This is a genomic window from Bacillus sp. JKS001846 (assembly GCF_900176455.1).
GTDB classification, from domain to species: Bacteria; Bacillota; Bacilli; order Bacillales; family Bacillaceae_G; genus Bacillus_A; species Bacillus_A cereus.
Genome location: NZ_FWYG01000001.1, coordinates 2079684 through 2105048 on the forward strand (window position 1 = coordinate 2079684; position 25365 = coordinate 2105048).

Consider the following 25365-nt stretch of genomic DNA (forward strand, 5'->3'; position numbering starts at 1 on the left):
ATCCCTTTCTTTTTTACTACGAAAAATGGAGGAAACGTCATGAAAGAATATAAAAGAATTTTGTTACCGTTACAGAAAGAAAAAATATTAGTAATAGCAGCTGTATGTAGTGGGATAATTGCTGCCATTTTAAATTTATCTCGCCCAATTTTCATGGGATTAATTGTAGACAATCTTATTCAAAGGGAGCTAAAAGGTGCGTATGTATATATAGCTTTGTTTGCGGGTAGTCACTTTTTAATGTGGGCGAACAATCTTTTATTTGATTATATAAGTTCAAAAGCGAGTCAACGTATATTACAAACGAAACGTATAGAATTATTGAGTCACTATTTCTCATTACCGTTTGAAGAGAGTGAGAAGATTAAGCAAGGAGAGTTAGAAACTTTGGTCGTGTCTGATATTCCGAACTGGGTCAGATTATATGGCTCTATATTAATAGACTATATACACGCTATTGCCCAATTTATTGGAGCTTTCATAGCACTACAACATATAGATATACAGTTTATATTGTGGGTAACTCCGTTTTTATTTTTAAGTACAATTGTTCCAATACTGATGGGAGAAAAGGTAAGAGATATTGCAAGCGTTTCTCAAAAAAATCACTCAAGTGTTGTAGAGATGGTGTCACAGTTTGTAAAGGGGATACAAGATTTGCGGAGTTTACAAAAAGAAAAATGGGCAATTCGCTTATTTAAAGAAGTAACGGCACAATCGTATAAATCAGAAGTAAAGAAGACGATGATGCAACATTGCATTGGAGTAGTTGGAACGGTGATTGAAACAGGAGCATATATTGTTGTTCTCATTATAGGTGCACAAAAAATAATGAGGGGAGAAATAGAAGTTGGTTCACTCATTGCAGTGTTAGCGACAATTGAGATGCTCTTTTTCCCTGTCCGTTATGTGGGCGATTTATTAATAATGACACAAGTTGCAGTCGCTTCGGCAAATAGAGCTTTTTGCTTTTTAAATAAACGAGCAGCAGATAGCAATGTAGAAAGAGCGATGGGGATCAGGATAACAAATGTTTCATTTCAGGAGAATGACGAAGAGAAATGCAGAATTCATAATATTGATTTGCAAATTCGTCCTGGTGAACTCGTTATGATTGTGGGAGAAAGCGGTGCAGGAAAAACAACGCTTTTAAAGTTAATAACGGGCTTGTATAAACCATCTAACGGTAGCATTGCTTATTATGGTAATGAAGCTCGTATGACTACAGTGTGGCAAGAACCACGTTTTTTCCGAACGACGGTAACAGAGAATATGTATTTCGGGGAAGAGGGTTTAGAAAATCAGTTAGAAAAAAATAGTGAACTTATAAATGCAACGCCGATTATTAGAGGGTTACCTGAAGGGAGTCAAACTGTGCTACATAAAAGCGGTGAAGAGTTTTCGGGAGGCGAAAGAAAACGTCTTGCATTATTGCGCGCGATTGTATCAAATCCAACTCTTATTATTTTAGATGAACCGACGGCTGGGTTAGATCCGGGCAATCAAGAACTGGTTTGGAATATGATTGAAGGGATAGGGAGAGATGTAACGAGAATTGTGGCAACACATGATGTAGAGAGAGCGATGATAGCAGATTGTGTTGTTGTCATAAAGAATGGGACTATTGTGGAATGTGGGAATCCTAGAGAATTATTAAATTGCAACTCATTGTACAAAGAGTTGCAAACAAAAAGATAAGAGATATGTAATGCTCTTATCTTTATTCCGCTATTTGCCGGGCAGCCCGATTGGTGAGGGCTGATTAAAGTTTCACTTTATTCGGTCTCATTAAGTTGATAAGTATAAGAATTCGAATCACTAGAATTAACTTCTTTGACGAGAGTAAGTTGATTTGTATCTGGATTATATTTGAAAATCTTAATTGTATGTTCGCTACTTAGTAATGGATTATATTCTTGAATAGCGAATGTATTTTCCGCGATTTGTGTCATATTACTGGTGGGAACATTTTCTATGGAATCATGATTTGTAGAAATTTCAACGACTTTTTCACTGTTGAAAAATAAAAGAACGATTACTAAAATAACTAAGCATATTCGTATATAGCGTAGCTCTTTGGTGATAGGGTGTTCTCCCAAAACAATCATCCTTTCTATAGCTATTCTATAGTAGTAATGGTAGTCATCGTGAAAAAAGTAATAATGCCGAGGTCTGCCAAAAGGATAAATGAGATTAATGCGATATAGAGACAAATATGTCCAACTTGTTTTTTTTTCAGGATCTTTACTAAATAGTGAGATAATCCATGTGATAATTCCGATTGGGGAAAATATAAAACTAAGAATATATAGAAGTATTTTTTTAAATAAATTCATGAGAGCTCCTTTCATTGTAAAATGTTCTATGTATTTCTAATTATATGATTAAAAGGTAAATATTTCATCTTAGTTATAAAAATTCTGATTATTTAGAATGTGAATATTTCCAAGCTTGTCCGTATAAGCTAAAATAAGGTATATAGTATTTTGATGAATGTGTTAAAAGAAGATAATACGTTAGGGTGATATAAAATGTGGCGGAAGCTTACGATTATTGTAGTGTTACTTTGTTTAGCGGGATATGCAGCTTATGAACAGTTTGGTCATAAAGAGCAGGCGGTAAAAGTGAAGCAAGAAAAAAGTGAAGCTGCGATGAAAGAGATTATCGCAAGGAATGGTATTGAGATAGGGAAGAGTGCACCGGACTTTACATTAACGAAGTTAGATGGGACAAATGTAAAGTTATCGGATTTAAAAGGAAAGAAAGTAATTTTAAACTTTTGGGCTACGTGGTGTGGACCATGTCAGCAAGAAATGCCTGATATGGAGGCTTTCTATAAAGAACATAAAGAGAACGTAGAAATTTTAGCGGTCAATTATACGCCTTCAGAAAAAGGTGGGGGGAAGAGAAGGTAAGCAATTTTGCTAAAGAAAAAGGAATTACTTTTCCTATTTTATTGGACAAGAACATTGATGTGACAACAGCTTATAAAGTAATTACGATTCCAACTTCGTATTTTATAGATACAAAAGGTGTCATTCAAGATAAGTTTATTGGGCCGATGACACAAAAAGAGATGGAGAAAAGAGTTGCTAAATTAAAATAATGGTGAAAAGGTAGAGATGGAGAGTTCCCATTTCTGCCTTTTCTTTTTCAAGTAGTAATCACTTCATGATATGATGTAAGAAATATAACCGTTTAGAGATAAAGGAGTGTATGGAGTGGGGAATGTATCCTTACCGTTAGATTATGTTGTAATTGATTTTGAAACAACAGGATTTAACCCTTATAATGATAAAATTATTCAAGTTGCAGCAGTGAAATATCGTAATCATGAATTAGTAGATCAATTTGTTTCATACGTGAATCCAGAGCGGCCAATTCCGGACCGAATAACGAGTTTAACAGGTATTACTAATTATCGCGTTTCAGATGCACCGACGATTGAAGAAGTGTTACCTTTATTTTTAGCATTTTTACATACAAATGTTATTGTGGCCCATAATGCTTCTTTTGATATGCGCTTTTTGAAAAGTAATGTAAATATGCTTGGGTTGCCTGAACCTAAAAATAAAGTAATTGATACTGTATTTTTAGCAAAGAAATACATGAAGCATGCGCCTAATCATAAACTTGAAACGTTAAAACGAATGCTTGGAATTCGTTTAAGCTCTCATAATGCATTTGACGATTGCATTACGTGTGCTGCTGTTTATCAAAAGTGTGCAGCTATTGAAGAAGAAGGGAAACGAAAAGTAAATAAGGCTATGCTTGATGAAACTGCGGTATATGAAGCGGTGAAAGAAATACTTGCATGTAATAAACGTAATGTAGAATGGCTACGTTGTATGAACGTAGGAAGTTATTTAGATATAAAAGCTTTTTATCCAGTTATGAGATTAAAGGTAAAAGGGCGAAAGAAATATGTATTAACAGAGATATTAGAAGAAGATGTGAAAGAAATATGTACAAGTTTAAAATGTGAACCGGCGTTAAAAAGTGAAGTTGGTAATACGAGAATTATGCTTAATAGCTTAGAGGATGTTATGAAATTAGAAAGTTATATTTTAGAGCAGTATGATTTTGTATTACAGGCGCTTCATGATTATAAAGAAAATGAAATGAATGCAGATGAAAAGTTGAAAGAGTATTTAAATATTATGGTATAAAAAACTCCGTGTGCAATATATTGTACACGGAGTTTTTTTAGGAGTACTAAAACATAAAATTTTCTTATAAATCTGATTAAAGAGTTTTTTGTTTGCTCATACTATGTAATAAGAAAGCGAAGGAGAGAGGGTGAACAACATGAGAAGAAGTCGCCGTAAATCGTTTGAAGAACTTGTAAATGAAAATAAACAACAATTATTAAGCGATCGTGAGGCAATTGATCGCATTGAAGAGCGCATTGAAAAACGTTATGAAATGAAACTTTTTAAGCAAGCTGAATAATTCTTAACACTAGTACGATACTAGTGTTAAGGAGGCGATAGTAATGGGTAATCCGAAAAAAAATTCAAAAGACTTTGCACCGAATCATATTGGAACACAATCAAAAAAAGCTGGTGGAAATAAAGGAAAGCAAATGCAAGATCAAACAGGTAAACAACCGATTGTTGATAATGGTTAAAGACAAGGAGAATATTACATTCTCCTTTTTTATGTATAAATTTGAGGGAAGATAGGTAATTTAAGATGGTGTGTATATACAATATTAGGAGGGAAGTACATGCCAAATCCAGATAATCGAAGTGACAACGCTGAAAAGTTACAAGAAATGGTGCAAAATACAGTTGATAACTTTAATGAAGCAAAAGAAACAGCGGAACTTTCTAATGAAAAAGATCGTGCTGCTATTGAAGCAAAAAATCAAAGACGTTTAGAAAGTATTGACTCATTAAAAAGTGAAATCAAAGATGAATCTTAACAAAATGTACAAAAAGGGCTGACTTTTGTCAGCCCTTTTTCGTAATCGTAAAGTTTTCAACAAGTAAACGCCAATTTTGTGGAAATGGCAAGCCAATCTTCCAATAACTAATACCGCCAATGCCCTGCTCTTTCATTAAATTGAATTTACTTTGAATAGACCTCGCATCTTCAAACCAAACTTCATGTTGTACGCCATTTTCGTCAAAGTAATTAAAATGTGGAGCTTGAGCTGTGAAATCATAGCGGATAGGAACATTATATTTACGAGCAAGTGCAACAGCTGCGACAGAGCTAACTGCTTTTGCTGGTGGATTCCCTTGTTTGAACGGAAGTTTCCAATCGAATCCGTATAAGTTTTGCCCCATCATAATTTTTTGGGGAGGCATTTGAGATTTTGCGTATTGAAGTACTTCTTTTACAGGACCGATAGGAGAGATTGCCATTGGTGGCCCGCCCTGCCAACCCCAGTCATATGTCATAATGACGACGAAATCAACAATTTGCCCTTGCGCTTTATAATCATGGGCTTCGAAAAATTTTCCCTTTTGATTTGAACTTGTTTTCGGTACGAGAGTTGTGCTTAATGTGTACCCGCTAGGTAAGCGTGTTTTTACATTTCGTAAAAAGCGATTATACGCCTCGCGGTCTTCGGGTGCTACACTCTCGAAATCGAAATGAATGTCTCGCATGCCATATTTTTCAGCTGTTTGCAAAATGTTAGTAATAAATTTGTTTTGAATCGTTGCGTCGCGTAAAATAACCGATGTTAGATCGGCACTGAAATTACCATTTTCAATATTTGTAATAACGAGCATAGGGATTGTTTGCCCTTGCGTTGCAATATTAGCAATTTTAGCTGTTTCAGTAGGTTCTTTTAATGTGCCATCTCTTTTTGCCTCAAAACTAAAATAAGCTAAATATGTTAAAAATGGATTGATGGCACGTGTAGCATTAACTAAACTCTCTTTAATCGGTATAGTGGAAGGTTGTAAATAAGCGATGGATTCTACAGCTCGTTTTGTGCCTTTTGGTACATATAATTGTTGTCCGACATGGAGAATAGATTTTAAAGATAAATTATTAACTTTAGCTAAACTAGCGAGGGGGACATTATATGTTTGAGAAATCCGATAGAGGCTGTCACCAGGCTGTACATAATAATTATTTCCTTTCGTATTAACGATAAGTGCCTGACCAACAACGAGCGTTTCAGCGGGATTTAGTCCATTGTCTTTTACTATTTCGTCAGGTGTTGATCCATATTTTGATGCCAAGCTATATACGCTATCACCGCTACGAACCGTTACAATTTGAATCATATGCTTGCTCCTTTCGGGAAAAGATTCACTATTTTTATTTTATTTTTGATGTCACTGTATTATGATTAAATGTATGCAAGGTAGCAGAAGTGAAAGAAGGGAAGAAACAGTTAGTGTATATCTACAAAAATATATAATTAGTGATAAAATATTTGTAGATGAAAAATTGTCGCCGGAGTAAAGTAGTTTCATGGGATGAAAAATATGAAAGTATATTCAATTGGTGATTTTGCAAAAAAAGGCAGGTAGGATAGAACAAACTAGTTGCCATCTTCAAGGGAAAATAAGCTAAGAAGATGGTTAAGGGGTTGCTGGAAAATGATGCTTGCGAAGAAAGTGAGAATCAAGCCGAATAAAGAACAAGAATTGCAACTTTGGAAATCTGTTGGTACGGCAAGATGGGCTTATAATTGGACACTGGCGAAGCAAGAAGAGAATTACAAGAATGGCGGAAAGTTCATATCAGACGTTTTTTTACGGAAAGAATTAACTGTATTAAAGCAGTCTGAAGAATATGCTTGGTTGTACGATGTTTCAAATAATATAGCCAAACAAGCGATTAAAGATGCTTGTGAAGCATATAAGCGATTTTTCAAGGGACTGGCTGATAAACCACGATTCAAAAGCAGAAGGAAAGCAAAACTCTCTTTTTACAATGATAATGTCAAGTTAAAAGTAAAAGAAAAACAAGTTTTGATTGAGAAAGTTGGTTGGGTAAAAACATCCGAAAAGTTACCTGTAGGGGTTAAGTACTCTAATCCACGCGTTAGCTTTGACGGTAAGTATTGGTATTTGTCTGTCGGTATTGAACAGGAGTTTACAAAAGAGAAATTAACGGCTGTTTCGTTAGGAATAGATATTGGAATCAAAGAATTAGCATATTGTTCTGATGGGCAGAGGAAGAACAATATCAACAAAACAAAAATGGTAAGACAGGTAGAGAAACGCCTTCGTAGGTTGCAACGTCAAGTTTCTCGTAAATATGAAATGAATAAGGAGGGAAACCGTTTTGTCAAAACAAGCAACATTATAAAAATCGAGAAAGAGATACGACAACTACATAGAAGGTTATCAAATATCAGAAAGAATCATCTTCATCAATCCACGAGCGAAATTGTGAAAACCAAGCCATTTCGCATTGTGATGGAGACGTTGCATATGAAAGGTCTGATGAAGAAAAGATACCTAGCTAAAGCGATTGCGAAGCAGTGTTTATATGAGTTCAAAAGACAAATTCAATACAAGTGTGAAAAATATGGTATTGAATTTGTAGAAGCTGATACATGGTATCCTTCTTCAAAAATGTGTTCCAGTTGTGGAAGCATTAACAAAGAACTAAAACTTTCTGACCGTGTATACAAATGCACTTGTGGTCACGAAATGGATAGGGATTTAAATGCGGCTATCAATTTGTCACGGTATGAATTAGCCAGTTAACATCTAAAAAAGTTACGGCTAATATGTAGGATTCGTTGTATCCGAATTTACGCCCTCGGAGTGTTACATCAAACGAAAGTAGCTTCTGTGAAATCGGACACGTAGAACAGGGAAATAAACAAAAATTATAGATTTTTATAAGTTTATGGCAACGGCGAATATACATATGTTTGTAGCAGAACATGAAGTTGAAATCCGTTATGCGGAAACAGATCAAATGGGTGTTGTTTACCATTCAAACTACTTAGTGTGGCTTGAGTTAGGTCGCACGAAACTTATACAAGATTTAGGTTTTTCATATGTTGAAATGGAGAAAGAAGGAATTATTTCTCCTGTGTTAGATTTACAAATTTCATACCGTAAAGCGATGCGTTACGGAGAAAAAGCAATCGTAAAAACATGGGTAGATACTGTGAGCCCACTTCGCGTTGTATATGGATATGAAATATATAATGGTGATGGTGAACTTTGTATTACTGCAAGTACGACGAATATTTGTGCGAAAAAAGAAGGGTTCCGCCCTGTATCATTTAAAAAGTTATATCCTGAGTGGTATGCGAAATATGAGGAAATTAAGAAAAAATAAAAAAGCGTGGCAGAAGCCACGTTTTTTTATTTTTCATAATTAAATTGTGGGAAGTCGTCACCTTCGTTAAGTGTAACAGATAAATTATGTCCATCGAAGAACCATTCATCATCGCCTTCAATAAAGAAGTTAATACCTTCTTCTTGAATTTGAACAGCAGGATGTGCAGGATCATCTTTACGAATCCCTAAAGAAAGTCCTTTTTGCACAGTACTGCAACCACCGTATTGTACGAAAAAGCGTAGTGTTTCATTTGATTGTAAGTTTAATTCATTTTTATACCATTGTGCTGCTTCTTTTGTTACGGAAAGATTCATGTATAGTTCCTCCAAATTATGTTGCTTTTTCTTTAGTATAAAAAATAACGCAAAAAGACGCTATTAATATGCTTCACGTTTTCTTTTTGCGTTATGTGGGTTACGATCTTATTTTTGCTTTTTTGAAAAGTTTGCTTTTGGTTCAGTTTTATTTATAATTCGTCCGATATTTGCACGGTGTTTATAAATAACCATACCTGCTAATAAACACATCGCAATAATGAAGATTTTATCCCCGCTAACAATGGATGCAATAACAGCAACAACTGCTGTTACCATAGAAGAAAGTGATACGTATCTTGTTGTAAATAAAAGGGTGAAAAATACAACAGCCAATATTGCAAAAACAACTGGTGAATAGCATAATAGCACCCCAGCAGAAGTTGCAACTGCTTTACCACCGCGGAATTTCGCGAAGATTGGATAGACATGTCCAAGAACAGCCGCTAACCCGAACCATAGTGGATGAATATCTAATCCGAAAATCATTGGTAGACTTGTTGCTAATGTCCCTTTTAAAATGTCAGCAATTGTAACGGTAAAACCTGCTTTTTTCCCTAATGTGCGGAATGTGTTTGTTCCGCCTAGATTACCGCTCCCGTGCTCACGAATATCGATTCCGTAGCCGATTTTTCCAACAACTAGTGCAAATGGAATCGAGCCAAGTAAGTAGGCAACGATAAATAAAAGATATGTAGTAACCATAAGTTCAGTCTCCTTTATTCAAATGTGTTGATAAAGGGTAAAAAGAGTTTTTCCCGTATATTGTACCATACATTTGTAAAGAGCACATTTCTTTTTTGTAAATGAAAAATTCATTATTTCGTGAAAAAAATTTCACAGTAATGTTACATTTCTCACAGAAACAGTAAGACTATATGTAGTAACATTTTAATCAAAAGATAACAACATATTGGTGGAGGGTTATAAATGTTACAAAATAATACACGTGGAGAAGAAGAATTAATGAAAGTGTTCGAGACAATAGTCCACGGCAATGAACAAGATTTAATGCAAGAAAATGCAAATGTAGACGGCCGCTCTCCAATGGGCGTAATGGGAACGTTCGCATCTGAGAGTGCAAAATATTATGCTGTTGAGAATTTATTGTCAGATCAAGTGAAAAAAGCGATAAATGAAAATATATTATATCCACATGATTTAGATTTTTATGCGACAGGAACGACGACTTGTTCACAAATTCCGTTAGCGCAAATGCTTGCTAACGGTTTTCATACTGGACATGGACATATGAGACAACCGCAAGACATTAAAAGTGCATTGGCTCTTTCGTCTATTATTTTTCAAGCGAATCAAAATATGCAGCATGGTGGTCAATCGTTTGCACTCTTTGATATTGATTTAGCACTTTATGTACGAAAAACAATTGAGAGACATAAAAAACGATTACAATCATATCCGCTTACGAAAGAACAAATAGAGGAATTTGCATGGAAAGAAACGGAAAATGATACGTATCAAGCGTGTGAGGCTTTCGTTCATAATTCGAATAGTATGCATAGTAGGGGCGGAGGACAAGTACCATTTATTTCTATTAATTATGGAACAGATACATCAAAAGAAGGAAGAATGTTAATTAAACAACTTTTAAAAGCGACACAAGCTGGACTTGGTAAAGGAGAGACACCGATTTTTCCGATTCAAATTTTCAAGATGAAAAAAGGTGTAAATTTTGAAGAAAGTGATCCGAACTACGATTTATTTGAATTAGCATTAGAGACAACGGCTGAACGATTGTTCCCTAACTTTTCATTTTTAGATGCTCCGTTTAATGCAGTACATTATGATGGAAGACCGGAAAGTGAAGTATGTTACATGGGATGTCGTACCCGTGTTATGTCTAATATGCATGGAGAAGAAACAGCGATTGGTAGAGGGAATTTATCATTTACGTCTATTAATTTAGTGAAATTAGCGTTAATTAGTGGTTCAAAAGAAGCGTTTTTTGAAGCGCTAAACTATTATTTAGATTTAGGAATTAAGCAGCTATTAGAAAGATATGCGTATCAATGTACGAAGCGAGCAAGAGATTTTCAGTTTTTATATTCACAAGGTGTATGGCGTGGTGGAGAAATGTTGCACCCTGAAGACTCCGTAGCCTCGATTTTAAAACAAGGGACGTTAAGTATTGGTTTTATCGGTCTTGCGGAATGTTTAGTAGCTTTAACAGGAAAGCATCATGGGGAAGATGGAGAATCATGGAAACTTGGATATGAAATTATTTCCTTTATGAGAGATAGAATGGATAAAGCGACAGAAGAACATCAACTGAATTTCTCAGTAATTGCAACTCCAGCAGAAGGATTATCAGGGAAGTTTGTGAAAAAAGATAGAGAAGAATTTGGTGAAATTAACGGTATAACGAACCATAATTACTATACGAATTCATTCCATATTCCAGTTTATTATAACATTCAAGCTATAAATAAAATCCGTTTAGAAGGCCCGTTCCATGCTCTCTGTAATGGAGGACACATTACTTATATTGAACTAGACGGAGCAGCAATGCATAACAAAAAGGCATTAAAACAAATTGTACAAGCCATGGCAGAACATGGCGTTGGATACGGTTCAATTAATCATCCTGTTGACCGTTGTAAGTGCTGTAGTTATCACGGGGTTATTGGGAATGAATGTCCAAGTTGCGGGAATGAAGATGAGGCTAATATAGAAAGAATTCGCCGTATAACAGGCTATCTTGTAGGAGATATGTCGAAGTGGAATAGTGCGAAACGTAGTGAAGAGATAGATCGGGTGAAACATAAATGAAAGTGATAAATATTATTCATGATAGTGTAGTAGATGGAGAAGGATTGCGGACAGTCGTGTTTTTTGCGGGCTGTCCGCATCGTTGCGTTGGTTGCCATAATCCTAAATCGTGGAATATTTGCAATGGAACAGAAATGACAGTAGAAGAAATTGTGAAAGAGATTGCAAGTAATCCATTAACTGATGTAACATTTTCAGGTGGAGATCCATTTTTTCAAGCTGCTGAAGTGAAAAAGGTAGCAAAAATCGTGAAAGATTTGAAAAAAAACCTATGGATGTATACAGGTTATACGTTAGAAGAGATACAGAGTTCTCAAAATAATGATATGATAGAGTTGTTACATTATGGGGATGTTTTAGTCGATGGAAGGTTTGAAATTGAGAAAAAAGATTTAACACTTCCATTTCGCGGAAGCTCCAATCAACGTATTATTCGATTGAAAGAGTAAAAAGGCGGGATAGATTATATGAATAAAACAGTATTGCTTGTTGAAGATGAAAGAAGATTACGTGAAATTGTTAGTGATTATTTTCGTAATGAAGGTTTTGAAGTAATCGAAGCAGAAGATGGAAAAAAAGCGTTAGAGTTATTTGCAGAGCATGAAATTGATTTAATTATGTTAGATATTATGTTACCGGAAATAGATGGATGGTCTGTTTGTAGAAGAATTAGAAAAGAATCAGCAGTACCAATTATTATGTTGACAGCACGTTCGGATGAGGATGATACATTGCTAGGTTTTGAATTAGGTGCAGATGAGTATGTAACGAAACCATTTAGCCCGAAAGTATTAGTAGCTCGTGCAAAGACGTTATTGAAACGTGCGGATGGTGCGGTAGGAGTAGCGGAAGAAAATGCTATGTCTTTAGCTGGAATAGAAGTGAATCGTCTATCTAGAACTGTTTTAGTAGATGGAGAAGAAATTATATTGACACATAAAGAATTTGAACTTCTCGTTTATTTAATGGAGAACAAAGGAATTGTGTTATCACGTCAACATTTATTAGACCAGTTATGGGGATATGACTATTACGGTGATGACAGAACGGTTGATACCCATATTAAAAAACTTCGAAATAAGCTAGGAGATAAAGCGAAGCATATCGGTACTGTTATTCGAGTTGGTTATAAATTTGAAGAATAATCTAGAACGATTTGTGTAATTTAGCCTAGGGAAATGGCGATTTTATACTCTCTTTTGAAGGTAGAATGTACAAAAAATACTTTTTTTGTCTACAATGTTAGATAGGAGTATTTTTTTAATTAGATTTCACGATGAGTTCACAAGAAGGACACAAAACGTGACTATACTGAAAATACGAATTCACCAGAGAGGGGAAATAAAACATGGGATATTACGACGGACCAAATTTAAATGAAGAGCATAGTGAGACGAGAGAAGTGAGAAAATCAGGTAGTAAAAAAGGCTATTTCTTCACAGGTTTAGTGGGGGCTGTAGTCGGAGCGGTTTCGATTAGTTTTGCAGCACCATATATGCCATGGGCTCAAAATAATGGAGCGCCAGTATCATCATTTAGTTCGGATTCAAAAGTAGAAGGTACTGTAGTTCCAGTTGTAAATAAAGCGAAAAATGAAACTGATTTACCTGGTATGATTGAAGGGGCGAAAGATGTTGTTGTAGGTGTTATTAATATGCAACAAAGTGTAGATCCATTTGCAATGCAACCGACAGGTCAAGAGCAAACAGCTGGTACAGGATCAGGTGTTATTTATAAAAAAGCAGGAAATAAAGCATATATTGTAACAAACAACCATGTAGTAGATGGTGCGAATAAACTTGCTGTTAAACTAAGCAATGAAAAGCAAGTTGATGCGAAATTAGTGGGGAAGGACCCTTGGTTAGACTTAGCTGTTGTAGAAATTGATGGGGCTAATGTGAATAAAGTTGCAAGTTTAGGCGACTCAAGTAAAATCCGTGCTGGTGAGAAAGCAATTGCCATCGGTAACCCGTTAGGATTTGATGGAAGTGTAACGGAAGGTATTATTAGTAGTAAAGAACGTGAAATTCCAGTTGATATTGATGGGGATAAACGACCAGATTGGCAAGCACAAGTTATTCAAACAGATGCAGCGATTAACCCAGGTAACAGTGGTGGTGCATTATTTAACCAAAACGGTGAGGTAATTGGTATCAATTCAAGTAAAATAGCTCAGCAATCAGTAGAGGGAATTGGTTTTGCAATCCCAATTAATATTGCGAAACCAGTCATTGAATCACTTGAAAAAGATGGTGTAGTGAAACGTCCAGCACTTGGCGTAGGTGTTGTTTCATTAGAAGATGTGCAAGCTTATGCAGTAAATCAATTGAAAGTACCGAAAGAGGTAACAAATGGCGTTGTATTAGGTAAAATTTACCCAATATCACCGGCTGAAAAAGCTGGTTTAGAGCAATATGATATTGTAGTAGCATTAGATGGCCAAAAAGTAGAAAATTCACTTCAATTCCGCAAATATTTATATGAAAAGAAAAAAGTAGGCGAGAAAGTAGAAGTTACATTCTATCGCAACGGCCAAAAAATGACGAAAACAGCTACATTAGCAGATAATTCAACTACTAAGAATCAATAAGTTTAAACCTTAATTAGTAAGGTTATCCGCAAATAGTGGATAAAAGAAAGTCTCTTTCATATTGAAAGAGACTTTCTTTATCGGCTATACTAAAGGAATAGGAGGGATTAATTATGACAATTGAAAACCCAACTCGTACGGAAATTGGTGAAGTGTTAAAGAAAAGCAAAACAATTGCGGTTGTTGGATTATCAGATAAGCCAGAACGTACATCGTATATGGTTTCAAAAGCAATGCAAGATGCTGGATACCGCATTATTCCAGTTAATCCAACAGTAGATGAGGTGCTTGGAGAAAAGGCAGTTTCTTCACTAAAGGATATTAAGGAACACGTTGACATAGTAAATGTATTTCGTCGCTCAGAGTTTTTAATGGATGTTGCAAAAGAATTTGTAGAGATTGATGCAGATGTTTTTTGGGCACAATTAGGAGTACAAGATGAGGATACATACAAATTTTTAAAAGAAAAAGACTATACTGTAATAATGGATCGTTGTATTAAAGTAGAACATGCGATGACAAAATAGTATAGATTTAAAGGTAGAAAGATTGATTCAGCCCTCATTATAGATAAGTAGGGCCGATGAACGAGGTGTTCATCATGAGATTTTTTAAAGGCTGTTTTTGGGGGTTGTTATTTGTAATCCCATTTTGGATCTTGATCATTTGGATCATAATAAAGGTTTGGAATGTGTAATCTTGGAATACATATCCATTTCTCGTTGACAAACGATTATTTTTCTGAAATAGTAGCCTAGAGGAATCCTTGTGAGAAAACAAGGATTTTTCTATTGAAAATGGTATATAAAAGAGATAAGATAACTTGCCAAAACTATAGTCGAGGCGTTATTCTATAATAGAAACATATGTTCTGATTTTGGATTAGGAAAGGGGCAAGGAGTTTGGCGAAGCATCAGTTCCAATATAATGAAGATGCGATTCAAGTGTTAGAAGGACTTGAAGCCGTTCGAAAACGCCCGGGTATGTATATCGGGAGCACGGACAGCCGTGGATTGCATCATTTAGTATATGAAATAGTAGATAACTCCGTTGACGAAGCGTTAGCGGGATTTGGCGACGAAATTTCAGTCGTAATACATAAAGATAATAGTATTAGCGTTATAGATAAAGGGCGAGGAATGCCTACGGGAATGCATAAACTTGGGAAACCTACACCTGAAGTTATTTTAACTGTACTTCATGCCGGTGGTAAGTTTGGTCAAGGTGGTTACAAAACGAGTGGTGGTTTGCACGGGGTTGGGGCATCGGTTGTAAATGCCTTATCAGAATGGTTAGTCGTAACGATTAAGCGTGACGGAAATATTTACGAACAACGCTTTGAAAATGGCGGTGTTCCTGTAACGACGCTTGAGAAAATCGGGAAGACGAAAGAGTCTGGTACTACGATGCATTTCAAACCAGATACAACGATTTTCAGCACAACAAATTATAATTATGAAACATTATGTGAGAGATTACGTGAATCTGCATTCTTATTAAAAGGAATGAAAATATCAATAAAAGATGAACGAAATGATTTAGAGGATGTATTTCATTATGAAACGGGAATTGAAGCTTTCGTTTCATATTTAAACGAAGAAAAAGATTCCATTCATCCAGTTGTATATTTCACTGGTGAACAAAATGGAATTGAAGCAGAACTAGCATTTCAATTTAACGATGGCTACTCAGAAAACATTTTATCGTTTGTAAATAACGTACGTACAAAAGATGGTGGAACACACGAAGCTGGATTTAAAACAGCGATGACGCGTGTGTTTAACGAGTATGCTCGTAAAGTAGCACTATTAAAAGAAAAAGATAAAAACTTAGAAGGCACAGATATTCGTGAAGGTGTAGCGGCTATCGTTTCGGTACGTGTACCAGAAGAAGTGCTTCAGTTTGAAGGGCAAACGAAAGGGAAACTAGGTACAAGTGAAGCGCGTTCTTCAATTGATGCCATTGTATCTGAGCATTTAGCATACTTTTTAGAAGAAAATCCTGATGTAGCTACACTTCTTGTGAGAAAAGCAATTAAAGCAGCACAAGCCCGTGAAGCAGCCCGTAAAGCAAGAGAAGAAGCGCGTAGTGGTAAGAAAAAGAAAAAATCAGAAGGTACGTTAAGCGGGAAATTAACACCTGCACAATCACGTAACCCGCAAAAAAATGAACTGTACCTAGTAGAGGGTGACTCTGCCGGTGGTTCTGCGAAACAAGGACGAGACCGACGTTTCCAGGCCGTATTACCGTTACGTGGTAAAGTAATTAATACAGAAAAAGCAAAGCTTGCTGATATCTTTAAAAATGAAGAGATTAATACAATCATTTATGCGATTGGCGGCGGTGTAGGAAATGAATTTGATGTTGAAGATATTAACTACGATAAAGTTGTAATTATGACCGATGCCGATACGGATGGGGCTCATATTCAAGTATTGTTATTAACGTTCTTCTACAGATATATGAAGCCACTTATCGAAGCTGGTAAAGTGTTTATCGCACTTCCTCCTTTATACAAAGTAAGTAAAGGAAAAGGTAAGAGTGAGGTAATTGAATACGCTTGGTCAGACGAGGAATTAGACGGTGTAACGAAAAAAGTTGGAAAAGGCTATATGTTACAACGTTATAAAGGACTTGGTGAAATGAATGCGGATCAATTATGGGAAACAACAATGAATCCTGAAACGCGTACATTAATTCGCGTGAAAATTGATGATGCAGCAAGAGCAGAGCGTCGCGTTACAACATTAATGGGCGATAAAGTAGAACCGCGCCGTAAATGGATTGAACGTAATGTACAGTTTGGTATGCAAGAAGAAGGAAATATTTTAGAAAATGAAATGATTATGGAGACGGAGGTGGAATAACATGCAAGCAGAGAAGTTTCATGACCTCCCGCTTGAAGACGTGTTAGGTGATCGCTTTGCACGTTATAGTAAATATATTATTCAAGATCGTGCACTTCCAGATGCACGTGATGGCTTAAAGCCAGTACAAAGACGTATTTTATATTCTATGTATGTAGAAGGTAATGTACATGATAAAGCGTTTCGTAAATCAGCTAAAACAGTAGGTAATGTTATCGGTAATTATCATCCACATGGAGATTCCTCTGTATATGAAGCAATGGTACGCTTAAGCCAAACTTGGAAAGTACGTAATGTTTTAGTTGAAATGCATGGTAATAACGGTAGTGTTGATGGGGATCCAGCGGCAGCGATGCGTTATACGGAAGCTCGTTTATCACCAATCGCATCTGAATTATTACGTGATCTTGATAAAGAAACAGTTGAATTCGTGTCAAACTTTGATGATACGAGTGAAGAACCGGTTGTATTACCAGCAGCGTTCCCGAATTTATTAGTGAACGGATCTACAGGGATTTCCGCTGGTTATGCAACAGAAATTCCTCCGCATCATCTTGGAGAAGTTATTGATGCTACAATGATGCGTATTGATAAGCCAAATAGTACTGTTGATGATTTATTAACAGTTATGAAAGGACCAGATTTCCCAACAGGCGGTATTATTCAGGGGATTGATGGTATTAAAAAGGCGTATGAAACAGGTAAAGGTAAAATTATTATTCGCGGAAAAGCAGAAGTTGAAACAGTGCGCGGTGGGAAACAACAAATTGTAATCACTGAAATTCCTTACGAAGTGAATAAGGCAAATCTTGTAAAGAAAATGGATGAATTACGTCTAGATAAAAAGTTAGATGGTATTGCTGAAGTGCGTGATGAGACAGATCGTACTGGTTTACGAATTGTTGTTGAATTAAAGAAAGAAGCAAACGCTGAAGGTATTTTAAATTATTTATATAAAAATACAGATTTGCAAATTCCATATAACTTTAATATGGTAGCGATCAATAATCGTCGTCCAACACTTATGACATTACCGAAAATTTTAGATGCTTATATTGGACATCAAAAAGAGGTTATTACGAGACGTTCGCAATATGAATTAAGAAAAGCAGAAAATCGTCAACATATTGTAGAAGGTTTAAAGAAAGCATTATCGATTTTAGACCAAGTAATTGAAACAATTCGAGCTTCAAAAGATAAACGTAACGCGAAAGATAATTTAAGTGCAAAATTTGGCTTTACAGAAGCACAGGCAGAAGCAATTGTTTCCTTGCAATTATATCGCTTAACGAATACAGACATTACGGCGTTACAAGAAGAAGCAGATGAGCTTAATAAGAAAATTATTGAGCTACAGGCAATTTTACAAAGTGAAAAAAGATTACTTCAAGTAATTAAAACAGATTTAAAGAGAGTTAAGAAAACATATAGTGATGATCGACGCGCGATTATTGAAGATCAAATCGAGGAAATTAAAATCGATGTAGAAGTTATGATCCCACAAGAAGATGTCATCGTTACTGTAACGAAAGAAGGATATGTGAAACGTACTGGATGGCGCTCACACAATGCCTCAAACGGCAAAGACTTCGGTATGAAAGAGGGTGACATCTTACTTGAACGATTCGATACGAATACGACAGAGACAGTCCTCTTATTTACGAATAAAGGAAACTATATATATCTGCCAGTATACGAAATGCCAGATATTCGTTGGAAAGATTTAGGTCAGCACGTTGCTAATATCGTTTCACTCGACCGGGATGAAACAATCATTTGGGCAACGGTTGTACAGAACTTTGAGGAAGAAAAACGATTTATCGTATTTGTAACAAGAAATGGTATGATAAAGAAAACAGAATTAAATCAATATAAAGTTCAGCGTTATTCAAGGGCATTCGTTGCTGTAAACTTGAAAAAAGATGATGAAGTTGTCGATATATTTGCGACAGATGGAACGAGTGATATCGTTCTTGCTACACACGGTGCATATGCACTTATTTTCCATGAAGATGAAGTAAGTCCAGTCGGTGTAAGAGCTGCTGGCGTGAAAGCAATTAATTTAAAAGAAGATGACTATGTCGCTTCTGGTAAACCGTTAAATGGTGACAAAGATCAACTTATTCTCGTAACACAGCGCGGTGCTGTAAAACGTCTAAAAGCATCAGAAATTGAAAAATCAACGAGGGCGAAACGAGGTCTTGTTATTTTCAAAGAATTAAAACGTAATCCGTACCGCATTGTCGGTATTGAAATTGTTCGGGACGATGAATTAGTTTACATGAAGACAGAGAAAAACATTGTAGAAGAGATTGATCCGAAAGCGTATCGAAATAAAGACCGGTATAGTAATGGTAGCCTAGTGCTAGATGTTAATGATACTGGTGAAGTAGTAGAAACGTGGACGAAGAAAAGACCAGAATAAAGAGGGCATCTTGCTATGAATAATAGCAAGATGCTTTTTTCTAGGCAATTTATTATGTAAATAATAATAATCTTGTTATAATAACTGAATGAAATCGTTCTCATAAAGTGAAACTTTAATCAATGGGGATTTTCTTTATCCACACTGATTATTAGTTGAACCAATCGGGCTTTAACGAGCAGTTGATTCCTCACCTAGTTCCTTAGTTTTCGCTGAATTTTGAGTTAGGAATCTTACTGCCCGTTAAAGCGGGACAAATGGAGGGACAACATGAAAAAAATAGGTGTAGGGATTGTAGGATTTGGTTTTTCTAGTACGACATTTCATATCCCACTATTACAAACGATAGAAGAATATGATATTCGTGCTGTATTATCCTCAAAAGAAGAGGTAGTAAAAGAAACATTACCAAATGCTAATGTTGTTAGTACAATTGATGAATTGGTGAAGCGAGCTGATGTTGACTTAGTTGTTATTACATCACCTAATACAACTCATTTTCCATATGTAAAAGAAGCAATTTTAAACGGTAAGCATGTTGTTGTAGAAAAACCATTTGTTGTCTCAATTGAAGAAGGGGAAAAGCTTATTTCATTAGCAGAGCAGCATAATATAATGTTAAGTGTATATCATAATCGTCGTTTTGATAATGATTTCTTAACAATTAAGAAATTGTTAGGAGAAAACAGAGTAGGGAATGTATACGCATATGAATCGAATTTTGATCGTTTCCGTCCACATGTACGTGATCGATGGAGAGAAAAAAATCTACCAGGCTCCGGTATATTATACGATTTAGGATCGCATTTAATTGACCAAGCGTTATCAATATTCGGGAAACCGGATGCGATAAGTGCAGATGTAATAAAACAAAGACCAGGTGCAGAGGTGGATGATTATTTCCACATAGTACTTCATTACGGAGTTAAACGTGTCATTTTACGTAGTAGCAGTTATGTGAAAAAAGCTGGACCGCATTTTATAGTGCATGGAGAGAAAGGTTCTATCGTGAAGTACGGTATGGATTCGCAGGAAGAGCAATTAAAAAATGGAATGAAGCCAGGTGATAACGGTTATGGAGTAGACGATGAAGAGAATTTTGCTACTTTAGAAACAGAAGAAAGCTTAGAGCGTATTCCAACAGAAGTCGGTTGTTATGACAATTATTATAAAGGTGTACGAGATAGTATATTAAATGGTGAGAAACTACCTGTAACAGCAAAAGAAGGTTTAGATGTTATTAAACTGATTCAATTAGCGATTGAAAGCAGTGAAAAAGGTAGAGTCATTTCTATAAAATAAAAAGACACGAAATTCGTGTCTTTTTTATTAGGAATATGTGAATATGATTAATTATTTAGTTTAGTCGTTTATCATACATTAATTGGATTTGTATGCCATAAGGATCTTCAATAATACCATATGCTTCACTAAATATATTTTTTTCTAGCGGAGAGATTATTTTCACATGCTTATCGGAAATTAAATTATTATAAAACCTTTGTATTTCTTCTAAATTAGCGCTTTGAATGCAAAGTGACATGTTATTTCCAACGTTATAACGTTCATTAGTATTCATTGTATCTTCTGCTATCATTAGCTTTGTATTCCCAATTTGTAAAACAGAGTGAGCAATATGTTCTTTATTTTCACTTGTAATTTTAAAAGAACGATCTCTTTTCGCCAGTTCTTCATACGTAACAACCATTAATTTTTTGGCTTCTAAATTACGTGTATAAAAGTTAATTGCCTCCTTTGCTTGCCCATTCATTGAGAGAAAAATAGCTATTTCTAATGTCATAAATTTACAACTCCTTTATTAGTTAATAATTATAATATAGACTAAAAAGGTTTCAATACATGACACCTTTCGGGAGGTAAATATGAAAAAAACGGAACGAATAAATGACATGCTTATTTTCTTAAATAATAAAAGATATTTTAATTTAAAAGATTTAATGGCTAGATATGATATTTCTAAAAGTACAGCTTTACGAGATATTCAATCATTGGAAGAAATAGGTGTACCCATATATTCTGAACTAGGTAGAAATGGAAGTTATAAAATTATAGAAAATAGTGTGTTATCGCCAATTTATTTTAGTGTGGATGAAATGTATGCGTTATACTTTTCGATTCTTACGCTAAATGGATACAAGACAAAACCATTTAATATAGAAAGTATTGCGCTTGAAAATAAATTTAAACATGTATTACCTGATAATGTGAGTAAAAATATTTCAATTATGGAACGAACGCTTTCCTTTGAAGTAACAAATCATAGTAATTTTAGTCCGTTCTTAAAAGAAATTTTACAGGGAATTTTTGCTGAGCGAGTTTATTATTTAACATATTTAAAAAAAGATGAGGAGAAAGTATTGGTCGCCCAATTTATTCGAATCGAATCTAAATTTGGCCAGTGGTATGCTAAAATCTTTAATTTTGAGACAAATGGTGTTCAAATAATTAGATGTGATAAAATTCTTTCTATTGAGGAAACAAGCAACACGAATTCAAAAAATCTTGAAGAACTATTAAGTTATCTTACAAACTTTCACAGAAAACCTGATGCAATTGATTTTAGTGTCATTGTTAATCAAAAAGGAAAAGATATTTTTGATAAAGAGAATTATCCTTCCATGAGGATACAAAAAGAAAATGAAAATTATAGTATAACAGGCTATTTTAACAAGCAAGAAATTGAGTTTATTTCAAGTTATTTTCTAAATTTTGGTGAAACAATTATTTCAATTCAGCCTGTGATGCTAAAAGAGTTAATCTATAATAAGGTGTTATCTATAAAGCAGCATTTAACTTCTTTAAGATAAAGTTAGTTTTAGTCATTTTTTGATATGAAAAAGCCCTTGCGATTTAAATATCCAAGGGGCTTTTTGGTGATTTTATTTGTTCTTTAGAAAAATTACTTTTGTGGAACAGAAAGACCATAGAAGAACATCGTAACGATATCTTTTATATGTTTTTCCCGATCTCCTTCAAGAAGTTGTGCTCCAAATTCATCACCTAATTTTGTAAACATTTGAATGTAAAGTAACATCATTTCTTTAGTAAGGTGTGGATTAATTTCGTTTTTGCGCTGAGCTCGTTCTAATATTTCTAAATACCAGGGTAGGATTTTTTCATTTTGATAACTATAAATAAACTTACGGAGTTCTTCGTCCCTTTGCATCATTTGTAGTAACATATCAGGTTGAAATAATCCGCCAGTATTCATTTTTCTTACAATCATTTTTTGCATCATATCATGAAAAGGTAATTTTTCTTCTGCAAGCTCTTTATAATATTGAAATTCAGATATGATAAATTCTTGTATAAGCTCCCTAAATAACGCATCTTTACTTCCGAAATGATTATAAATTGTAACTTGAGAAACGTTTGCTTCTTTTGCGATATGTTCTATTTTCACTTCATTAAATCCACGTTCTGAAAATAATAAGAATGCTGCTTCTTTAATGGCACGCTTTTTCTTTTCTTTTACTCTTTCAAAGCCGTTCAATGCAATCACCTCACTTAAAATATACAAGAAAAAATAATGGAAAACAATAATTTTGAAATATAGACTGATAAATATTTCAAAAAGTTGTTGCGAATATGAAAGATGAGGAGTACAATAATTTTGAAATATCACATATTAAATATTTCAAAAAATGAGGTGGAATTATGATTTCAGTTCAAGATGTCACAAAACAGTTTTCGAATGGAAAAGGTTTGTTTCATATTACATTTGATGTAAAAGAGGGAGAAGTATTTGGTTATTTAGGACCGAATGGTGCCGGAAAATCAACGACGATTCGTAATTTAATGGGATTTATAAAACCGACAGCTGGTAAAGCGACAATTTTCGGATTAGATTGTTGGAATGAAGCAGCGAAAATTCAAAGGGAAGTTGGTTATCTACCGGGTGAAATTTCTTTTATTGAAGGAATGAACGGATTAGAGTTTTTAAAATTAATGCAAGGAATGCGTGGATTAAAGGATACGAAAAGACGAGATGAACTGATAGAGCGTCTGCAATTTGATGTGAAAACACCGATTCGCAAAATGTCTAAAGGAATGAAGCAAAAAGTAGGGATAGTCGCTGCATTTATGCACGATCCAGAGGTGTTAATTTTAGATGAACCAACATCTGGACTTGATCCACTTATGCAGCAAGTGTTTATAGATTTAATATTAGAGGAAAAGCAAAGAGGAAAAACAATTCTTATGTCTTCGCATATTTTCACTGAAATTGAGAGAACTTGTGACAGAGTAGCTATTATTAAAGATGGTCGACTCGTAACAGTTGAAAATATTCACGATTTACAAAGTATGAGAAGACAAGTGATAGATGTAACAGTATCATCACAAGAAGAGATTGAGTCTCTTACAAAGTGTAATTTGCAATTTGAAGCGGTAAAAGGCAGAGAGGCATCTATCATTGTACAAGGAAACTATCAAACTGTTTTACAAACACTTTCAAACTACAATGTAACGGCACTTCAAACGAGAGCGATGGATTTAGAACATTTATTTATGCATTATTACGATAAGAAAGAAGGGATAACGCATGAATAAGCAATTATTTTTAGCTAGTTTGAAAGAAACACAAAAAAGTATTTTGAGTTATGCGTCTGGTGCAGCTTTATATCTGTGGTTATTAATTTGGATATTCCCGTCAATGGTATCAGCGAAAGGGCTAAATGAATTAATAGGTGCCATGCCTGATAGTGTGAAAAAAATCGTTGGTATGGAAAGTCCGATTCAAAACGTAATGGATTTTCTAGCGGGCGAATACTATAGTTTATTGTTTATTATCATTTTAACAATTTTTTGCGTAACAGTTGCGACACATTTAATTGCTCGTCATGTAGATAAAGGAGCAATGGCATACATGCTAGCAACACCTGTATCTAGAGTGCAAATTGCGATTACACAAGCTGCTGTTCTCATATTGGGACTTCTGATTATTGTATCTGTTACGTATGTAGCTGGGTTAGTAGGTGCAGAATGGTTTTTACAAGATAATAACTTAAATAAAGAGTTATTTTTGAAGATAAATGTAGTCGGAGGGCTCATATTTTTAGTCGTTAGTGCGTATTCATTTTTCTTTTCTTGTATATGTAATGACGAAAGAAAAGCACTAAGTTATTCAGCGAGTTTAACTATCTTATTTTTCGTATTGGATATGGTAGGGAAGTTAAGTGATAAGTTAGAATGGATGAAAAACCTATCATTATTCACGCTGTTTCGTCCGAAAGAAATTGCTGAAGGATCATATAATATATGGCCGGTAAGCATAGGTTTAACTGCTGTAGCGCTTTGTATTTTTATCGTAGCGATTGTAGTATTTAGGAAGAGGGATTTACCGTTATAGAGTAGAAAGTCCACTGAGAAAGTGGGCTTTTTTTATTTGTAAATTTAAACTAGTATGTTTATTGCATCCTTATAAAGGATATTTATCTTTTTAATTAAAAAAATATTCAAAAAAGTGAACCTTTTTCTAGGTTCATACGTCTAATATATGTAAAGTTAAATTGGAAGTGATGAAGTGAGGATGAAACAGGAGGAGCGATTGTGAAAGTAATCCCTTTATATAAAATGATTATAAAAGAAGAAACGGATGTTTCTTTAGCGAAAAAAGGTGATCATGAAGCCTTTATAGCGCTTATACATACAGAAAAAGTGAAGATGTATCGAATAGCAAAGGCGATGTTACGTGATGAGACAAATATAGAGGATGCGATACAGACAACAATTTTAAAAGCCTATGAAAATATAAAAAAATTAAAAAAAGAAGAATTTTTTCAAACTTGGTTAATTCGAATACTAATAAATGAGTGTAACAATATTATTAGAGCGTATAAAAATGTAATTGTGACAGAAGAGAATGATTACAATATGAGTGCGTGTGATCAGTATGAAGATATAGATTTGTGTAATGCGATTCAATCGTTACATGAAGAATTAAGAGCCGTTACGGTGCTTTATTACTATGAAGACATGAATCAAGAGAGTATAGCAAAGCTGTTAGAAATACCGAAAGGAACAGTGAAATCAAGATTGTCACGCGCGAGGGAACAACTACAAAAACGATTAAAGATGGAATAG

Annotated in this window: 25 protein-coding genes and 2 pseudogenes; 20 read left to right on the forward strand and 7 right to left on the reverse strand. The window is 34.8% G+C overall.

The features are described from left to right. The first annotated feature begins 39 nt into the window (after positions 1–39). Complete coding sequence (locus B9A45_RS11360) at positions 40–1698, forward strand: ABC transporter ATP-binding protein (protein WP_084064039.1); 1659 nt, start codon at positions 40–42, stop codon at positions 1696–1698. A 77-nt stretch (positions 1699–1775) separates the two neighbouring features. Here the strand turns inward: B9A45_RS11360 and B9A45_RS33195 are convergent, their stop codons facing one another. After that, a complete protein-coding gene (locus B9A45_RS33195) occupies positions 1776–2108 on the reverse strand; it encodes a YmzC family protein (RefSeq protein ID WP_074595727.1) in 333 nt (110 codons plus the stop codon). Positions 2109–2119: 11 nt separating this feature from the next. Further along, positions 2120–2336 (reverse strand): annotated as a pseudogene (locus tag B9A45_RS11370) (hypothetical protein). Positions 2337–2531: 195 nt separating this feature from the next. Between B9A45_RS11370 and B9A45_RS11375 the strand changes: the two are divergent. The 5 genes and pseudogenes from B9A45_RS11375 (at position 2532) to tlp (ending at position 4927) form a co-directional block, all read left to right on the forward strand. Further along, positions 2532–3106 (forward strand): annotated as a pseudogene (locus tag B9A45_RS11375) (redoxin domain-containing protein). A gap of 115 nt (positions 3107–3221) precedes the next feature. Further along, positions 3222–4169: a 3'-5' exonuclease gene (locus tag B9A45_RS11380; protein WP_000528755.1), complete on the forward strand. Its 948-nt coding sequence runs from the start codon at positions 3222–3224 to the stop codon at positions 4167–4169. A gap of 139 nt (positions 4170–4308) precedes the next feature. Next, a complete protein-coding gene (locus B9A45_RS11385; protein ID WP_001254703.1) occupies positions 4309–4452 on the forward strand; it encodes an FbpB family small basic protein in 144 nt (47 codons plus the stop codon). 43 nt (positions 4453–4495) lie between these two features. After that, complete coding sequence (sspN, locus tag B9A45_RS11390; protein ID WP_000527987.1) at positions 4496–4630, forward strand: acid-soluble spore protein SspN; 135 nt, start codon at positions 4496–4498, stop codon at positions 4628–4630. A gap of 99 nt (positions 4631–4729) precedes the next feature. Continuing rightward, the gene (gene tlp, locus B9A45_RS11395; protein WP_001133511.1) at positions 4730–4927 is read left to right on the forward strand and encodes a small acid-soluble spore protein Tlp; all 198 of its coding nucleotides are present in this window, start codon (positions 4730–4732) and stop codon (positions 4925–4927) included. 28 nt (positions 4928–4955) lie between these two features. Here the strand turns inward: tlp and B9A45_RS11400 are convergent, their stop codons facing one another. Continuing rightward, positions 4956–6248 (reverse strand): glycosyl hydrolase family 18 protein, encoded by a 1293-nt coding sequence (locus B9A45_RS11400; RefSeq protein WP_000614862.1) that lies wholly within the window; start codon positions 6246–6248, stop codon positions 4956–4958. A gap of 318 nt (positions 6249–6566) precedes the next feature. Between B9A45_RS11400 and B9A45_RS11405 the strand changes: the two genes are divergently transcribed. Further along, positions 6567–7685: an RNA-guided endonuclease InsQ/TnpB family protein gene (locus tag B9A45_RS11405; RefSeq protein ID WP_084064040.1), complete on the forward strand. Its 1119-nt coding sequence runs from the start codon at positions 6567–6569 to the stop codon at positions 7683–7685. A gap of 166 nt (positions 7686–7851) precedes the next feature. After that, on the forward strand, positions 7852–8271 hold the full coding sequence (locus B9A45_RS11410; protein WP_000495812.1) for an acyl-CoA thioesterase: 420 nt from the start codon (positions 7852–7854) through the stop codon (positions 8269–8271). 26 nt (positions 8272–8297) lie between these two features. Here B9A45_RS11410 and B9A45_RS11415 read toward each other — a convergent pair whose 3' ends face one another. Together B9A45_RS11415 and plsY are read right to left on the reverse strand one after the other, a co-directional pair. Next, the gene (locus tag B9A45_RS11415; RefSeq protein WP_001054453.1) at positions 8298–8588 is read right to left on the reverse strand and encodes a HesB/YadR/YfhF family protein; all 291 of its coding nucleotides are present in this window, start codon (positions 8586–8588) and stop codon (positions 8298–8300) included. A gap of 108 nt (positions 8589–8696) precedes the next feature. Further along, positions 8697–9293, reverse strand: coding sequence for a glycerol-3-phosphate 1-O-acyltransferase PlsY (plsY, locus tag B9A45_RS11420; protein WP_000258974.1), 597 nt, complete (start codon positions 9291–9293; stop codon positions 8697–8699). A gap of 225 nt (positions 9294–9518) precedes the next feature. Between plsY and B9A45_RS11425 the strand changes: the two genes are divergently transcribed. The 8 genes from B9A45_RS11425 to B9A45_RS11465 all read left to right on the forward strand — a co-directional run bounded on the left by B9A45_RS11425 (position 9519) and on the right by B9A45_RS11465 (position 20562). Beyond that, entirely contained in the window at positions 9519–11378 is a 1860-nt protein-coding gene (locus B9A45_RS11425) for an anaerobic ribonucleoside triphosphate reductase (protein ID WP_084064041.1), read from the forward strand. Continuing rightward, complete coding sequence (nrdG, locus tag B9A45_RS11430; RefSeq protein ID WP_016111146.1) at positions 11375–11827, forward strand: anaerobic ribonucleoside-triphosphate reductase activating protein; 453 nt, start codon at positions 11375–11377, stop codon at positions 11825–11827. The genes B9A45_RS11425 and nrdG overlap by 4 nt, the downstream gene beginning before the upstream one ends. A gap of 18 nt (positions 11828–11845) precedes the next feature. Continuing rightward, positions 11846–12523: a response regulator transcription factor gene (locus B9A45_RS11435; RefSeq protein WP_001044679.1), complete on the forward strand. Its 678-nt coding sequence runs from the start codon at positions 11846–11848 to the stop codon at positions 12521–12523. 203 nt (positions 12524–12726) lie between these two features. After that, positions 12727–13968, forward strand: a complete 1242-nt coding sequence (locus tag B9A45_RS11440; protein ID WP_000542647.1) for a S1C family serine protease — start codon at positions 12727–12729, stop codon at positions 13966–13968. Between the two features lie 113 nt (positions 13969–14081). Beyond that, on the forward strand, positions 14082–14495 hold the full coding sequence (locus B9A45_RS11445) for a CoA-binding protein (protein ID WP_000151387.1): 414 nt from the start codon (positions 14082–14084) through the stop codon (positions 14493–14495). A gap of 375 nt (positions 14496–14870) precedes the next feature. Beyond that, positions 14871–16835, forward strand: a complete 1965-nt coding sequence (parE, locus tag B9A45_RS11455; RefSeq protein ID WP_001062202.1) for a DNA topoisomerase IV subunit B — start codon at positions 14871–14873, stop codon at positions 16833–16835. A 1-nt stretch (position 16836) separates the two neighbouring features. Then, complete coding sequence (gene parC / locus B9A45_RS11460) at positions 16837–19260, forward strand: DNA topoisomerase IV subunit A (protein ID WP_001147465.1); 2424 nt, start codon at positions 16837–16839, stop codon at positions 19258–19260. A gap of 270 nt (positions 19261–19530) precedes the next feature. Next, positions 19531–20562: an oxidoreductase gene (locus B9A45_RS11465; RefSeq protein ID WP_000719771.1), complete on the forward strand. Its 1032-nt coding sequence runs from the start codon at positions 19531–19533 to the stop codon at positions 20560–20562. A gap of 55 nt (positions 20563–20617) precedes the next feature. Here B9A45_RS11465 and B9A45_RS11470 read toward each other — a convergent pair whose 3' ends face one another. Continuing rightward, positions 20618–21061, reverse strand: a complete 444-nt coding sequence (locus B9A45_RS11470) for a VOC family protein (protein WP_000171346.1) — start codon at positions 21059–21061, stop codon at positions 20618–20620. Positions 21062–21143: 82 nt separating this feature from the next. Between B9A45_RS11470 and B9A45_RS11475 the strand changes: the two genes are divergently transcribed. Beyond that, a complete protein-coding gene (locus B9A45_RS11475) occupies positions 21144–22088 on the forward strand; it encodes a helix-turn-helix transcriptional regulator (RefSeq protein WP_084064042.1) in 945 nt (314 codons plus the stop codon). A gap of 92 nt (positions 22089–22180) precedes the next feature. Here B9A45_RS11475 and B9A45_RS11480 read toward each other — a convergent pair whose 3' ends face one another. Then, the gene (locus B9A45_RS11480) at positions 22181–22783 is read right to left on the reverse strand and encodes a TetR/AcrR family transcriptional regulator (protein WP_002005560.1); all 603 of its coding nucleotides are present in this window, start codon (positions 22781–22783) and stop codon (positions 22181–22183) included. A gap of 155 nt (positions 22784–22938) precedes the next feature. Here B9A45_RS11480 and B9A45_RS11485 point away from each other — a divergent pair, with 155 nt between their 5' ends. The 3 genes from B9A45_RS11485 to B9A45_RS11495 all read left to right on the forward strand — a co-directional run bounded on the left by B9A45_RS11485 (position 22939) and on the right by B9A45_RS11495 (position 25365). Continuing rightward, a complete protein-coding gene (locus B9A45_RS11485; RefSeq protein ID WP_000626568.1) occupies positions 22939–23832 on the forward strand; it encodes an ABC transporter ATP-binding protein in 894 nt (297 codons plus the stop codon). Further along, complete coding sequence (locus tag B9A45_RS11490) at positions 23825–24631, forward strand: ABC transporter permease subunit (RefSeq protein WP_001041439.1); 807 nt, start codon at positions 23825–23827, stop codon at positions 24629–24631. Before B9A45_RS11485 ends, B9A45_RS11490 begins: the two co-directional genes overlap by 8 nt. A gap of 200 nt (positions 24632–24831) precedes the next feature. Then, positions 24832–25365 carry an RNA polymerase sigma factor gene (locus tag B9A45_RS11495; protein ID WP_000864723.1) on the forward strand — a complete coding sequence of 178 codons (534 nt, stop codon included), beginning with the start codon at positions 24832–24834 and terminating at the stop codon, positions 25363–25365.